The sequence below is a fragment of the Virgibacillus sp. LDC-1 genome (assembly GCF_030137545.1).
In the GTDB taxonomy this organism is placed as follows: Bacteria; Bacillota; Bacilli; order Bacillales; family Amphibacillaceae; genus LDC-1.
Genome location: NZ_JARUVL010000001.1, coordinates 51,820 through 68,410, shown reverse-complemented (window position 1 = coordinate 68,410; position 16,591 = coordinate 51,820). Strand labels below are relative to the sequence as shown.

Annotated in this window: 9 protein-coding genes and 1 pseudogene; 7 read left to right on the top strand and 3 right to left on the bottom strand. The window is 30.1% G+C overall.

All coding sequences use genetic code 11. From position 1 onward, the window contains the following. Positions 1 to 362: 362 nt before the first annotated feature. Genes QBK89_RS00295 through QBK89_RS00285 form a run of 3 tightly spaced genes read left to right on the top strand, consistent with a single transcriptional unit; the run spans position 363 to position 3,282 of the window. Positions 363 to 1,880 (top strand): DUF6056 family protein, encoded by a 1,518-nt coding sequence (locus tag QBK89_RS00295; RefSeq protein ID WP_284139005.1) that lies wholly within the window; start codon positions 363 to 365, stop codon positions 1,878 to 1,880. Positions 1,881 to 1,915: 35 nt separating this feature from the next. Then, a complete protein-coding gene (locus QBK89_RS00290) occupies positions 1,916 to 2,893 on the top strand; it encodes a glycosyltransferase family 2 protein (RefSeq protein WP_284139004.1) in 978 nt (325 codons plus the stop codon). Then, positions 2,890 to 3,282 carry a GtrA family protein gene (locus tag QBK89_RS00285; protein WP_284139003.1) on the top strand — a complete coding sequence of 131 codons (393 nt, stop codon included), beginning with the start codon at positions 2,890 to 2,892 and terminating at the stop codon, positions 3,280 to 3,282. Before QBK89_RS00290 ends, QBK89_RS00285 begins: the two co-directional genes overlap by 4 nt. A gap of 217 nt (positions 3,283 to 3,499) precedes the next feature. On the opposite strand, the gene tagH is transcribed toward QBK89_RS00285, so the two are convergent. The 3 genes and pseudogenes from tagH to QBK89_RS00270 all read right to left on the bottom strand — a co-directional run. Further along, positions 3,500 to 4,276 carry a teichoic acids export ABC transporter ATP-binding subunit TagH gene (tagH, locus tag QBK89_RS00280; RefSeq protein WP_284139002.1) on the bottom strand — a complete coding sequence of 259 codons (777 nt, stop codon included), beginning with the start codon at positions 4,274 to 4,276 and terminating at the stop codon, positions 3,500 to 3,502. 14 nt (positions 4,277 to 4,290) lie between these two features. Beyond that, positions 4,291 to 5,109, bottom strand: a complete 819-nt coding sequence (locus QBK89_RS00275) for an ABC transporter permease (protein ID WP_284139001.1) — start codon at positions 5,107 to 5,109, stop codon at positions 4,291 to 4,293. A 106-nt stretch (positions 5,110 to 5,215) separates the two neighbouring features. Further along, positions 5,216 to 6,397 (bottom strand): annotated as a pseudogene (locus QBK89_RS00270) (CDP-glycerol glycerophosphotransferase family protein); the annotation flags it as partial. A 675-nt stretch (positions 6,398 to 7,072) separates the two neighbouring features. Here QBK89_RS00270 and QBK89_RS00265 point away from each other — a divergent pair. The 4 genes from QBK89_RS00265 (at position 7,073) to QBK89_RS00250 (ending at position 16,506) form a co-directional block, all read left to right on the top strand. Continuing rightward, positions 7,073 to 9,487 carry a glycosyltransferase gene (locus QBK89_RS00265; RefSeq protein WP_284139277.1) on the top strand — a complete coding sequence of 805 codons (2,415 nt, stop codon included), beginning with the start codon at positions 7,073 to 7,075 and terminating at the stop codon, positions 9,485 to 9,487. Between the two features lie 444 nt (positions 9,488 to 9,931). Next, positions 9,932 to 11,017, top strand: coding sequence for an acyltransferase family protein (locus tag QBK89_RS00260; protein WP_284139000.1), 1,086 nt, complete (start codon positions 9,932 to 9,934; stop codon positions 11,015 to 11,017). A gap of 191 nt (positions 11,018 to 11,208) precedes the next feature. Next, positions 11,209 to 12,075: a DUF6270 domain-containing protein gene (locus QBK89_RS00255; RefSeq protein ID WP_284138999.1), complete on the top strand. Its 867-nt coding sequence runs from the start codon at positions 11,209 to 11,211 to the stop codon at positions 12,073 to 12,075. 345 nt (positions 12,076 to 12,420) lie between these two features. Next, positions 12,421 to 16,506, top strand: coding sequence for a GW dipeptide domain-containing protein (locus QBK89_RS00250; protein ID WP_284138998.1), 4,086 nt, complete (start codon positions 12,421 to 12,423; stop codon positions 16,504 to 16,506). The last annotated feature ends 85 nt before the right edge of the window (positions 16,507 to 16,591 follow it).

The following is a 16,591-nucleotide window of genomic DNA, read 5'->3' as shown; positions in this document are numbered from 1 at the left end:
ATAGGTAAATTTTAGTATAGCAAACAAAAATAAAGAAAACTGTCTAAATTCAAAATATTCTTTCGACAAATAATGTGAATATATAGGAATAATTACAAGTGCATCTCGGTAAAAGTAGGGTCCATGAAAGTAAAAAGTTTTACAATATCTTTATTTTATTGAAGTGTTTTTCCCCCACAAATCTTAACTGGTTTTTATTTACTTGATAACAAAAATAAACTATACTTAATAACGTATGTCCAAAGTAGGAAATATATTACTTTCATACTATTTATCAAAGGTTCGCTCCCTATCGAATTACCAATCTAAGCATTTTTAACTATTATTTTATGTAGATTTTAATTTAAGTAGAGGTGTATTTAATGTTTAAAATCAATATTAGAAAATATAGTATCCACTATTTTTTAGTTACTATATTTCTTTTCTATTTTTACATGGCTTATAACACTCCTTTAACAGGAGATGACTGGACATGGGGTACTGACAGAGGAATTGCAAGACTAACAAGTTTTTTTGATGGTTATAATGGTAGATATTTTAGTAATATTCTTGAATTAATCGTAACACGTTCTGAATTTATAAGGTATCTAATTCATGCATTATTTTCCACTCTTTTAATCTTTGCATTAGGAAAAATTATCGGGGGCGGCAAAAATATAATTCCATATTTGTTATCATTTATTCTATTACTGCTTTTACCACCTAACATATATGCTCAAACTTATGGGTGGACAGCAGGTTTTGTTAACTATGTTCCTTCGATTGTATTGTTATTAATATTTTTGCTAATAGCAAAAAAAGCTATCGATGATCAGGCGCTATCTTCTAATAAGGGATTGCTCTTTACCATAATTCCACTTGGAATTCTTACTCCTTTAATCGTCGAACACGTTTCGTTATTTGCTTTATTCACAGCAGGCTGCATTGTAGTTTATAGTTTTTTAAAGTACAAAAAAGTATTCCTTGTACATATTTTATATCTTTTATCGTTGTTAATTGGAAGTATCATTATGTTTACTAACAAGGCTTATTTGAATGTCATTCTAGGTACTGATACATATAGAACTATATCAAACGATCCAGTAGAAGAAACCGGATTACTTCAAAGGATCTACGATACTTATACAGGTGATATGTACAAGTATTTATTCATTGAAAATCCGTTAGTTAATGTTTTTCTAGGTACAATGGTAGTTCTACTAATTATAAATTTTGTTACAACATCTAAGAGAAACAATTATATAATAAAACCGTTGCTTATTTTTATTAATATTGGATTTATGCTCTATGTCCTCTTTTTCAAACGAATTCTAGGATTTGAATACTTAGGTGAATTAACAAATGACTTCGAAGCAATATTTAGCATCTTATACTTTTTAAGTATCATTATAACTGTTATTCTATATGTTAAAGATTCAACTATAAAGACTCGTCTTTTATATTATATATCTGGAGTAGTATTACTATCTGCTCCGTTTGTTTTTATTACACCTTATGGTCCAAGAGCAGCTCTAGCTCCTATAGTCTTTTTGATGTTGATCGGTCTAGAAATTTATAATTATAATATTCGTAACACAGATAAAACAAATGAAAAGTTGTTACCTGTTTTCTTATCTATTGCTTTATTCGTTGCAATAACGTACGCTTCCATTTTCACGATAATTGGTAAAGCAGAGCGAGATAGAATAGCTTTAATAGAACAAGAAAACCAAAAAAATGTAGAAATAATTAATTTGCCAAAATTACCTTTTTCTCAATTTATGTGGATGTCTTCTCCTCCAAACGAACATTTTAATTTAATGTTTAAACTTTTTTATAATATAAAAGAAGATACCAAAGTAGAATTTCTACCTTACGATGAATTCAAAATGAATAATTAATATTTGATTTACAGGATCAATTCTGGAGGGTAACAATGAAAAAAATATCAATAATTATACCTTGTTATAACGAAAGTGCCCCATTGTGGGATGCCTACTTTGAAGTAAATAATATTCTAGAATTACTTAAGGAAAAGTATACTTATGAAATTTTATTTATAGATGATGGAAGTTCAGATAACACTCTCCATATAATTAAAGAAATAGCAACAACAAGTGATGCAGTAAAATACATTTCTTTCACTCGTAATTTCGGAAAAGAATCCGGAATGCTTGCTGGTTTGGAAAATGCTTCTGGAGATATCGTTATTATTATGGACGCTGACTTACAACATCCTCCTCATTTAATTTTAGACTTGATTAATAACTATGAAGAAGGCTATGATCAAGTAATTGCAAAAAGAACAAGAAAAGGGGAAAAAATATCTAGAAAATATATTACTAAGATCTACTATAAACTTGTGAATAAATTAATTGATGTTGAATTAATAGATGGTATCGGAGACTTTAGACTTTTGAGTAAAAAGGCGGTTAATTATCTTCTTTCAATGCGAGAATATAATCGTTTTTCAAAGGGGCTCTTTTCTTGGATTGGTTTCAAGACGAAAATAGTTGAGTACGAAAATCAGGAAAGAGTTTCAGGAGAAAGCAAATGGAAGTTTGGAAGTTTATTGAATTATGCCATTGATGGTATAACATCTTTTAATAGCAAGCCTCTTAGACTAATTATTTACTTAGGTTTTTTTATTACCCTAATAAATATAATATATATAGGATACACATTTATAAATATTATATTATTTGGAATTGATATGCCAGGTTACTTTACTGTTATTTCCTCAATTCTATTACTAGGAGGTATACAGCTTATTTCCATTGGAGTTCTTGGAGAATATGTTGGTCGTATTTTTTACGAAGTAAAAAACCGGCCACATTATCTAATAAATGAAACAAACATCGACCAGACAGAGAAAGATACAACTAGGATTGAGAAGCTGAAGGTGGAATTATGAGTTCATACAGTTTGTCTCTATTAAAAAAGTATAATTCTTTTTTACGTTTTGTTATTGTAGGTTTTATAAACACAGGAAACTATTATATACTCTATGTTTTACTAATGAGTATGAACATAGCATATATTTATAGCCATTCTATAGCATTTGTTTTAAGTATGATTGGATCCTTTTATTTAAATTGTTATTTCACATATAAAACCAAACCGACTTTTAAAAAGTTCTTCCAGTTTCCTTTAACTTATGTTGTGAATTACAGTGTATCGACTTTTTCATTATTTATATTAGTTGGTATTTTAAATCTGAATGAGTTTGCTGCTCCTCTAATTGCAGCCGTAATCCCAATCCCTTTTACTTTCATTATTTCAAAAAAAATTCTTACTAGATAATATCTATAACAAGTAATCGCCGGCAATGCCGGCGATTTTTAATTTGATCTTTAAGGTACTTGCTTTTCCACAATAGAAGGTTTTAGTTCACTTATCAATCTATACACTCTTGTGATGAGTGTACTCTATGAAAAACCTGTAGTTAAAACGCTCTCTTTTTTAAGTGTTTAACTACAGGAACTTTTTAGATTATACATTCATAGTCATCATAATTTATTTATTTCATAGCTTTCTTTCTATATTCTTGTCTTTCTATTTTATTCATTTTTTTCCAATCATTAAGAAAGGATTCATACTTTGGTATAACCTCTTCTACATCACCATAATCTTTTACTTTTCCAAATTCCAACCAAAGAATCTTATCACAAAACTGTTTCATTTGACCAATGGAATGACTAACAAAAATCATCGTCTTTCCTTGCTTCTTAAATTCTTTCATCTTCTCCAAGCTTTTTTCAGCAAAGGCTTTATCTCCTACAGATAGTGCTTCATCAATTATCAAAATATCCGGATCAACATTAACAGAAATAGCAAAACCTAAACGAGATCTCATCCCACTTGAATAAGATTTAACAGGCTGGTCAATAAATTTCTCTAGCTCTGAAAACTCGATAATTGATGGTTCTAACTCAATTATTTCTTTCTTGCTAAAACCAAGCATCAATAATTTCAGTTCAATGTTCTCTCTTCCTGTTAGATCTCCCTTTAAACCTGCAGCAACTGCAATTAAAGCGACTTGGCCAGTTATTTGAACACTACCCATAGTTTCTGGAACAATACCAGCAATGATATTAGAAAGTGTAGATTTCCCGGAACCATTTATACCAATAAACCCTACTACGTCCCCTTTTTCTGCTTCAAAGCTTACATCAGTCAAAGCAAAAAAATCCTCACCATAGCTTTTGGGAGTTAGTAGATCCAGTAGCCTTTCCTTTGTTCCATTATATAATTTATATTTTTTTGTTATGTTTTGAACGATTATCGCTTTATCCATATCATCACAAGCCTTTATAAATAATCAATAAAGTGTCTTCTAAACTTAATATGCAGTATTGAACCAAACAAAAACAGTACTAATATGAGACCCCAGAAATACAACGTATACTGCCAATGATCTATTAGATACCAACTAGACCCTAACAACGCATGGCGATAACCTTCAATTAAGTAATATAAGGGATTTAACTTCAAAATAGCTATCACGGTTGAGTTGCCTATAATTGCTATTGGCCATAAAACTCCAGATAAATACAATCCCATACGCAATGTTGAATTAAGAAACATGTGCACATCTCTTATGATTGTTGACAATGTAGATGTAATAAGAGATACAGAAAAAATAAGACATAAAGTAGCAAAAAGATAATAAAAAATTTGCAAAGAATAAATACTTATTGTAAATCCATAAAACTGCAGAAAGATAATCGTTATAATTAGCATAGCTATATGAACGTATAACTTAGAAAAGATAACATAATTAGGGATAACACTCATCGGAAAATTCATCTTTGATAGCATTAGCAATCGTGAATATATCGACTTCGATCCTTCAATCGTAGACTGATAAAAAAATATCCATAAAATAAACGCTATTAATAGCCAAATAAAAAATGGTACATATTCGCCATTTACATTGATGGGCTCACTTGACCTTAGCGTACCAAATACAAACCAATAAATTAATATCTGGATTGTTGGATTAATAATCTCCCAAAGAATACCTAAATAGTTATTTTTATTTTGACTTTTTAATTCATACAATGAAAGTCTTCTAATAAGGTAAAAATTATCTATTTGTTCTTTTAAAACCATAATTGCTGATTTCATTCAATATTTCCTCTCAATACAGTAAGAGTTTTTCATTTCACGTTATTAAATTATACAAGCATCATAAATAAAAAACAATAACTAACGAAGCCTAATTAATATACCCCTAGAAGTCATCTTTAAAAACCTCATTTATTACACGGTCACAGGAATTTCCATCTTCCAAATAAGAAAATTCTTGTTGAAATTGCTTTTGCATGTTACTAGCTGTGTAACCGTGTTTATTGATATTATTCACTTCTACAATCAAATCTTCTGTAGTTTTAACAAGTGGACCAGGTGCTTTCTCTTCAATATTAAAATAAAAACCTCTTAGAGTATCTTTATACTCATCGATATCATAAACATAGAATATAATCGGACGTTCCAAAATCGCATAGTCGAAGAATACAGAAGAGTAATCAGTTACAAGTATATCTGAAACCAAATAAAGCTCCCTTATATCCGGATAGTGGGATACATCTAAAACGAAACCATTATAGTCTTTTAAATCTAAACGTTCCGCTACAAGATAATGAAGTCTTAAAATTACAAGATAATTATCTCCGAGTTCTTGTTTCATTTTATTTAAGTTTAGATGCAAGTTAAATTTATACTTACCCTGCTCATGATACTGATTATCTCTCCATGTAGGAGCATAAAGGATAATTTTTTTATCCTTTGGGATGTTTAATCTGCTCTTTATCTTTAAAATCGTATCGTCATTGTTAAAATTCACAAGATAATCATTGCGCGGATAACCAGACTCAATCACTTTTCCTTCGAACTCAAATGCTCTTTTAAAAATCTTTGTTGAATATGCATTAGGTGATATTAAATAATCCCACTTTTTTGCCTCACTAATAAAATTTCTTTTATAGCTCTCTGTAGTTGTTCCTGGCATTTGAACCTCATCCATGTCCGCCGCTAAGCGTTTGAGTGGTGTGCCATGCCACGTTTGAACGTATGTTGTATGCTCAGGTTTAGGAATCCATGAAGGTAATCTACTATTAGTGACCCAATATGCTGATCGAGCCATCATTATAATCCATTTTATAGACAACCGAGGTATACATTGGATATCAAAACTTTCAAACCGCTTTATATCTTTTTTATTAATACTCCAATACATTTTATAAGGAGTTCTGTGTTCTTTTAAATACTCATATATCGCTCGTGGGTTATCACTATATTGTTTCCCCAAAAAACTTTCGAACATAATTACTTGTTTTACTGGTAATTTACTAGCTATTGAAAATGATATTTGTAATATAACTTCTGTTAGTCTACTTCTTTTTAATTTGGTTAACCAATTATAAATATACAATTTTATGTTCACCCTAAAAATATTATTAAATATTGCCCTTAAAATCTTTATATGGTTCAGTTTATATAATTCTACTTTAACGTATGTATTTTATGTCACATTTCTTACAATATATTACATCTCAACCATTTAAAAGATATTTTTTTAGATTTATTTTCATTCATATTTCATCTTAATTATAGCATGTGCGATTTGCAAAGGAAAATATTAGAAAACACGGTATAAGTAATAAAAATATAATTAAAATTTGTTCTGCCCCCCTTTTTAGAAAAGCTTAACGTAATATATAGAATAAAAACATATTTTTATTAGTATTTATCATTGCCTTTGATCTAAAGATATTCTTGTTGTACATTAGATGCACTATAATTTTTAGTGCTTCTTTAGTATAATAAACACATCTAAACATAACTCTAGAATAATAACTAAACTTCATGTTGATGTGTAATTTAAATTAACGTATAATTTGAAAGTGATTTTACTAAAAGTACTTTAATTTTCAATTCAACTTTTTTTACAACAAAAGAGATACACTACAATTTAGGGGTGATTACATTGAAGCGTCTTAAACATCAATTGAATCGAATTAAATACATATTTAAATTTCTTTTACGTCCCTGCGTTAATATAATTAGAAACAGAAATTTTCGTTTGCAAATGTATTACTCATATCATCTACGGTATTCAAATTTAAACAGTAAAATGGTTTTGTTCGAAACAGCACATGGAAGTAAGATGGCAGGAAATCCATATGCCATTTTTAAAGAGATGATTAATTCAAATGATTACAAAGGTTACACATTTGTATGGGTATCTAATGATCCAAACAATTATTATGCAAAACAATATGGAACGTTTTCTAATGTTAAATTTATAAGGAGAGATAGTTTTTCTTATGTTCGTTTTCTAACAAAGGCAAAGTATCTTATAAATAATACAACTTTCCCTTTTTATTTTCAAAAAAAAGAAAATCAGGTTTATATTAACACTTGGCATGGAACACCATTAAAAACATTAGGTAATGATGTAAAAGGAACAATGGGACAACATAAGAATGCTATTAGAAATTTTCTTCATGCTGATTATATTATTAATCCTAACCGATTTACTTATAACAAAATTATTGATTCTCATTCCATAAGAGATCATTTTAATGGAACTATAGTTGATGCAGGCTATCCTAGAGTAGATTTGACTTTAAATGCTGACAAAGAAGAAATTAGGAAAGAATTAGCACAGATACTGGATATCGAATTGAATAAAAAAATAATTCTTTACGCTCCCACTTGGAGAGGCGAAATCGGAAAAAATGCAGATATTGGTGATGAGTTAAGTGAACATATTAAACAACTGCACAATAAAGTGCCTGATGATTATATCTTATTACTAAAAGTTCATGATTTAACGTATAAGTTAATTAAAAATAATGCGTATTTAAGAGAGGTTTGTATTCCAGATTGGATAGAAACGAATCAACTATTATCAATAGTTGATATCTTAATTACAGATTACTCAAGTATATTCTTTGATTTCCTTGTAACAGATCGTCCTATTATCTTCTTTACGTATGATAAGGATGCATATTCAAAAGAAAGAGGACTATATTTAGATCTAGAAACTTTACCAGGTCCCTTATGTACAACCGTTGACGAAGTAGTTAAATCAATTGTCGATATTGACGATATAAATAAAACCTATATGAATAAATATACGCAAATGAAAAATGAATTTTGTTATAACGATGATGGCCAAGCGACTAATAGAGTATTGGACATAATTTTTAAAAATGTTGAAAGTAAAAGCGCCTTTAATTTAGAAAAAACAGCCAAGAAAAACATTCTAATTTATGGTGGTGGTTTTACTACCAATGGTGTTACTACCTCTTTATTGAGCTTACTTAATAACATTGACTATTCAAAGTACAATATATCTATTGTTCACGGTGGAACGATTACAGATACCATTCAGTCTAATTTGGAAAAGCTTAATCCAAATATAAATATATTATATCGAATGGGGACATTTAACTTTACTTTGCTTGAATATTTCAGACATAGTTTAGTTATGAACTCTGGACTAAAGAAAAAAATGATAAAAAATAACATTCCTAAAAAGCTTTATAAAAAGGAAATGAAAAGAATTTTAGGTGACGCCGAATTTGATATAGCTATTGACTTTTCTGGTTATTCACCTTTTTGGTGCTTACTGTTTTCTTTCAATGATTTCCGTAAGAAAGTAATCTACTTACATTCAGACATGCATGCAGATAGCGAAAGAAATAAGATTTTCCATAAGAATTTTAGAGTTATTTTTCCTTTGTATCACCATTTTGATAAGTTGGTATCTGTGTCAAAAGATATCACTTTAATCAATCAGAGTAAGTTAAATAATTATGTGAATCCAACTAAGATTGTAAATGTTGATAATACATTAGATTACAAAAGAATACTAAATTTAGCTAAAGAATCTACTGTTGAAGAGTTTTTGAATGACAAATATTTACTTGTTCAAGATATAATCGAAAAAGGAATAATGATAAAAAAAGGTATAAAAATGCCTAATCCAAATCATATAAATTTTGTTACAATTGGACGCCTTTCACCCGAAAAAGATCATCAAAAGTTAATCAAAGCATTTTGGAAAATTAATCAAATGTATAAAAACACAAAATTATACATTATAGGTAACGGTCCCATGAGAAGTAATTTAATTAAATTGATTGAACACCTTAACTTGGAAGAACATATTATATTAGTTGGCGAGATGCAGAACCCTTTTAAACTGTTAAGCGAATGCGACTGCTTTATTATGTCCTCCAATTATGAAGGACAAGGATTAGTTATTTTGGAAGCACTGGTTTTTAAAATACCTGTGATCTCAACTGATATCCCTGGTCCAAGAGGATTGTTACAAGATCAGTATGGCTTATTAGTGGATAACAGTATAGAAGGACTTCAAGAAGGGATGAAAAATTTCATCTTAAATAAACCTGTGTACCAGGAATTTGATGCTATATCTTATAATGAAAAAGCAATAGAAATGTTCTATAAAGAAGTTTGCGAAATTAATTAGTATATGAAACCCATCCTTGCAAATAAACTGCATCCTAATTATTAGGTATAATCTATTAATTTGGGGTGCAGTTTATTTACTATTTATCAGAATAAATTATTTAATTGTACTAGTTCCTACACGCGTCTTTTCTGATTTAAAAATGTAGTTCAATGCTTGAATGATTTAAAAAGAGTAGACAACTAATTAGATAAGTTAATTTTTGCGTCATTTAATATCTTATTTCCTTTTGTTAATTCTAAGAGGAACTGTGTAATGAATCCATCGGTCATTCCGATAATGACTTAACATTTAGCTTATGTTAATGTTACATTTTTTCAGTAAAAGTATATGAAGATATTTATGAGGTTTTATACCAAATCAGCACTGGTTGAAGAGCATACGACTCTTGTGGATTGTGGAGCGTTTTTTATTCTAGTTATATCAAAAAATAGGTGATAGAGATTGAGAGATAGAAAAATTAGCAATTTAAAAGGCATTTTGATATTTTTAGTAGTATTTGGCCATGTAATTGAGTTATATCGAGAGCATCTAAATAATTTATATGTTTTCCTTTATGCTTTTCATATGCCATTATTTATATTTATTAGTGGATATTTAGCTAAAAGAGTTAAATTTAGTAAGATAATTAATTTAATTTTATTATATTTGTTATTTCAATCTTTTTTTAACTGGTATCGATATTTTTTAGATCACTATAACACATTCCCTTTTCATTATGGTATTCCACATTTTCATTTGTGGTATATCGTTAGTCTTGGATTTTGGTATGCAATAGCATTATGTGTTTCAAAATTAAAACTTAATACTATGAGCAAGTTTATTTTTCTAATCTGTTTATTTACTATTGCCATCATTTCAAGGTGGTATGTAGATATAATTGATATGAAAATAGGTTATTTTTATGAAGGGTTTACTTCAAATACTCTGAGTTACCAGAGGACTATCACTTTTGCACCTTTTTTCTTTGTTGGATATTTTATGACGCAACAAAAATTTAATAAAATCTGCAATGTGTTTACTGATGTAAGAATAAAATATACTGTTTTATTAGTAGTATCGCTTATTATGTTTTTATTTATTCAAAAATATCCATTGATTGAAAGAGTATTCAGAGGGAGTTTAGGTTCGAGTTTCTTTGTAGAACCTACAAATACATTTAGTTTTTATATTGTTGTTGTAATAATTCATTATTTTATTTCTTTTGGTCTATCCTTTTTAATTATGAATATCGCAACTGACCGGCTATTACCACTAACTAAATGGGGGGATAACTCATTAACTATATTCCTTTTCCATCCTATATTTGTATTTTGGCTTTGGGAATTTAGCTTTTTTGAAACTTGGGAAGTAGATACGCAGTTATTCTTCTTTTTCATTGTATCCCTAGGAATATCCCATATTTTGGGTTCGATTAAATTTGTAAAACTGACAAAATATATATGTAATCCATATATAACTCTTATCAGCTTATTTAAAGTAAGAAACAGAAATCCTCTTTCACTTATTAAAAAGACTCTTTCAGATTAGATCTACATACCTCATCTATTCGTCCAGAAATCGGTGAGGATAATAGTAGGTGCAAATACAGTCTATTTTAAAATATTTTAAATCTAATTGAATTTGATTATCAGTTTCCTGTCGAATATTGTCATCTAAATGGTGTTAATTTCCAAGTATAATAGTATAATATAGTCAAACTATTATACTTGGAGGCAGCAATGAGACCAACAGTATCTATAATTGGATCATGTATTACAAGAGATAATTTTAATGGTAAGTTTAATCCAAATCATAAGATGTTTTTCCAATGTAAAACACATCAAAATCAAGCAAGTTTTCTGAGTGTAATGTCTCAACCATTTCCGTTAGAAGTGGATGTAAGTGATAAATCACACTTTGACCAGAAGCATATAATAAAGGAGTTTGATAAAACTTTCTTAGAAGAGATAATAAGAGATAATCCAGACTACTTACTAATTGATTTTTACGGTGATGTTTATTATGGTGTAACCGAGGTCCATAAAGGTACATATATCACATCAAACGATAAATTTTTTAATATCCCTATAATGATAAATAAAAAAGCATTTACAATAAAAGATGATATTTATTTTGATATATGGAAAGAGAAAATAAATGTTTTCTTTTCATGGGTTTCTGAAAATCTACCAAATACAAAAGTAATCCTCGTTAAAGGTAGATTTTCAGAAACGTTGATCGATGGAAGAAATTTGAATGAGGTAAGAAAACAATCTGGTATGCGAACAATTAATATAGCTGAGATGAATAATCTGTGGGACAAGTTAGACACACACGTAGAGAATAAGTATAAGGTGGATGTTATCGACTTAACAGAACAATACAATTTAAGTACAAACCACCCTTGGGGTACTTTTTATGTGCATTATACTATGGATTATTACAGAGATTTCTTGAATAAAATGCAGCGAATAGCTTGGGACGACAATATAAAAAAATTAAGATTTTATGAAAATGAGTCGCTAACACATAATATAAAAAGAAGACTACTCAAAATACACAAATTGAATAAAATAAATAATTTATTTAAAAGAGCATCTCGTTGACGAGATGCTCTTCTGATCTATGAATCATAACTTTTATGAAAAGTATATAACATATAATTTGTTTAAGTTTTTTCAACATCCTCTTAAACCTTCACTGCTTTAATTAGACAATAATTACTGTAGTAAAGATCTTAGCGTTATAGTTTCTTATTTTGCAATCTCTTCTCGTAGATTACTATTATTTATTATTAAGTCATACTACAATATTTATTCTTTTCTTAATAAAGACTTATTTACTTTATATAAAGTTATTAATCATATAAATTATGTATTTAAAAAAACTATTATATTGACTATAATTATATTGTAACAATTTTTATCAAATATTTGAATAAGGAGGGTATAATGAGAAAATTATTAGTTTCGGCAGTCATATTGTGCATAACAATATTTAATATCTACCCAGCACCAATCTTTCAACATCTAGTTCTTGCTAATAGTATTATACAAACTGATATAAGTAGAGTCGGACAAATTTATAATCAGGATGTTTCTATTTACAAAACATTAGGAGATTCGAATTCTCAAATTAAAGCGGGATTAACTTATACTGACCAAGTTTTCTTTATTAAAAAACAGGCGCGAGTAAATAATGAATTATATTATCTTATCAGTACGGAAGCTAGTAGTATAAGAGGCGTTATTGGATGGGTTAAAGCGAAGGATTTTTTTACACTCAAACATATTGGTGTAGATAATAAAGCGAAAGAATTTTATTTTAAGGGTACTGGTGTTACTTATAGTAAAATTTGGGGCGGGAAGAAAAATATTGTTCACGATTCCTCTTCTACCAAAAGTTTAAATGGACAACTATTTAAAGTAAACTTAACCCAAAATATTGAAGGTAATATTTGGTATCGCGGAACTATTCCTAGTGGACAAGAAGTTTGGATCCATTCAAGTCATGTGCTTGGAAAAATAGAAAATCCCACAAGTAGAGTCGGACAAATCTATAACCAAGATGTTTCCATATACAAAACATTGGGAGATCCAAAGTCTAAATTCAAAGCTGGCACAACTTATACAGACCAAGTCTTCTTTATTAAGAAGCAGGCACGGATAAACAATGAATTATTTTATCTCATTAGTACGGAAGCTAGCAGTGTAAGAGGAGTTATTGGATGGGTTAAAGCAACTGATTTCTTTACTCTTAAACATATTGGTGTAGATAATAAAGCAAAGGAATTTTACTTGAAAGGTACTGGAGTTACATACAGTAAAATTTGGGGGGGGAAGAAAAATATTGTCCACGACTCTTCTTCCATTAAAGGTTTAAATGGACAACTATTTAGAGTAAACTTAACCCAGAATATTGAAGGTAACATTTGGTATCGTGGTATATCTTTAGATGGACAGGAAGTGTGGATTCATTCAAGTCACTTAGACAAAAATGAAAGTCTCGCTAGTAGAGTAGGCCAAATTTATAAGCAAGATGTTTCCATATACAAAACATTGGGTGATCCAAAGTCTAAATTCAGAGCTGGCACAACTTACACAGACCAAGTCTTCTTTATTAAAAAGCAGGCACGGATAAATAAAGAATTATATTATCTCATCAGTACGGAAGCTAGTAGTAAAAAGGGTGTTATCGGTTGGGTTAAAGCAACTGATATCTTTTCTCTTAAACATACTGGAGTAGATAATCAAGCGAAGGAATTTTACTTCAAAGGGAACGGTGTTACCTATAGTAAGATTTGGGGTGGAAAGAAAAATGTTGTCCACGATTCTTCTTCCATTAAAGGTTTAAAAGGACAATTATTCAAAGTGAACTTAACCCAGAATATTGAAGGTAACATTTGGTATCGTGGTACTACCCCTAATGGTCAAGAAGTATGGATTCATTCAAGTCATGTTTTAGAAAAAATAGAAACTCCTATAAGTAGAGTTGGACAAATCTATAATGAAGAAGTTACTATTCACAAAACATTAGGAGATCCTAATTCCCAAATCAAAGCTGGTGCCACTTACACTGACCAGGTCTTCTTTATTAAGAAACAAGCACAGATAAACGATGAATTATTTTATCTTATTAGTACGGAAGCTAGCAGTGTAAGAGGAGTAATCGGATGGGTGAAAGCGACCGACTTCTCTACACTTAAACATATTGGTGTAGATAATAAACCAAAGGAATTTTATATCGAAGGTAATGGCGTTACCTACAGTAAGATTTGGGGGGGGAAGAAAAATATCGTTCACGATTCTTCTTCCATTCAAAATTTTAAAGGTCAATTATTTAAAGTGAACTTAACTCAGAATATTGAAGGTAACATTTGGTATCGTGGAACTCTATTAAATGGTCAAGAAGTATGGATTCATTCAAGTCACGTATTAGGAAAAATAGAAACTCCTATAAGTAGAGTTGGACAAATCTATAATGAAGAAGTTACTATTCACAAAACATTGGGAGATCCTAATTCCCAAATCAAAGCTGGTGCCACTTACACTGACCAGGTTTTCTTTATTAAGAAACAGGCAAAGATAATCGATGAATTATTTTATCTCATCAGTACGGAAGCTAGCAGTGAAAGAGGGGTTATCGGATGGGTTAAAGCAACCGACTTCTTTACCCTTAAACATATTGGTGTGGATAATAAAGCGAAAGAATTTTATATCGAGGGGAACGGGGTTACCTATAGTAAAATTTGGGGTGGAAAGAAAAACATCGTTCACGATTCTTCTTTCATTCAAAACTTTAAAGACGAACTATTTAAAGTAAACTTAACTCAGAATATTGATGGTAACATTTGGTATCGCGGAACTCTATTAAATGGTCAAGAAGTATGGATTCATTCGAGTCACGTTTATGGAAAAATAGAAAGTCCTACAAGTAGATTAGGACAAATTTCTAATCAAAATGTTACTATACACAAAACAATCGGAGATCCTAATGCTCAGATAAAAGCAGGCACAACTTATACCGATACTGTCCTTTATATTAAAAAGCAGGCACAGAAACGTGATCAATTGTATTATCTCATTAGTATGGAACCTAGTAGTACAAATGGCGTAATAGGCTGGGTTAACGCTACCGATATCTTTACACTGGAACATACTACTATAGATAAAATACGTAGAACTTTTTATTTCAAGGGGACTGGTGTTACCTATAGTAAAATTTGGGGTGGAAAGAAAAACATCGTTCATGATTCCACTTCTATACAAAACTTAAAGGGCCAAGCTTTTAAAGTAAATTTAACTGAGAATGTGGGAGGAAATACTTGGTACCATGGAACGCTGCAAAATGGACAATCGGTTTGGATTCATTCCAGTCATCTGGATAAATCAAATATCCAATACACTAACTATAGTGTGACATTTAATGAAGCACTAAACCGACAAATGAATACAACCCCTCCTCCACAAACAGATAAATACAGAAATAAAAATGCGTTTATTCATAATGACTTTGTTAACATTACAAGTAATACTGGTGCAACGACTACTGGATCTCGATTGCGGACAGAGCCAAGGTTCACTGATACTAATACTTATACCACAGTAAGTGGAGGAACACTATTAACAATAGTATCTGAAGTTACAGGGGATACTTACAGTGGAAGTAATAAATGGTATAAAGTGATTTATAGCGGGAAGACACTATATATTCATACTTCATTAGTAAATCCAAATGTTTCAACGGCTGTAACAACTGCAACAGTTAATATAAGAGATGCAGCAAGTACAAATAGTCATATATATGGAACTGTTCCAAAAGGAACTACAATTAAAATCCTTAAAAAAGGCACTACGTGGCATGAAATCAGCTATAACGCTTGGCGAAATGCAAAATCTACTGATGTTAGAGAGTATTTAGATCCAAATAAAAATGATCGCTATCAGCATCTGTTATTATCAGGTAGTGCAGGTGTATCTGAAGCTGATCTAAGAAAAGTTCTATTAAACAAAGGCACTCTAAACAACACTCAAAAATCATTTATTTCGGCTAGTAAAACACATAATGTAAACGAAGTATATCTTATAGCACATGCACTACATGAAACAGGCAATGGATCCTCTACTTTAGCAAAAGGTGTTAGGGTAGGAAAAGATAGAAATGGAAACCTGGTACTTGCAACATCTAGTAATTCGGGTAGCTTAACCTCAATTAAGACGGTTTATAATATGTACGGTATTGCCGCATACGACAGCAATCCTTTATTAGGGGGAGCAAAGAAAGCCTATCAACTAGGATGGACTACAGTCGATAGAGCGATCATCGGTGGTGCAAAGTGGATTTCAGATAATTATATTAATCATGCACAATACAAACAAAATACATTATATAAAATGAAATGGAATCCAAGTAGCCCAGGAAGCCATCAATATGCAACAGATATTGGTTGGTCTATAAAACAAATCAGTAAAATTAAAAACGTTTACGATTTGCTGCCGAATGCAATACGAGTCTATGATATTCCTAAGTATCGATAGTGAAAGGTTTTAAAAGACGATTTATACAATAAATGATTTATTTCCATAAATAACTCAAGGGAACTTTAATTCCCTTGAGTTTTTC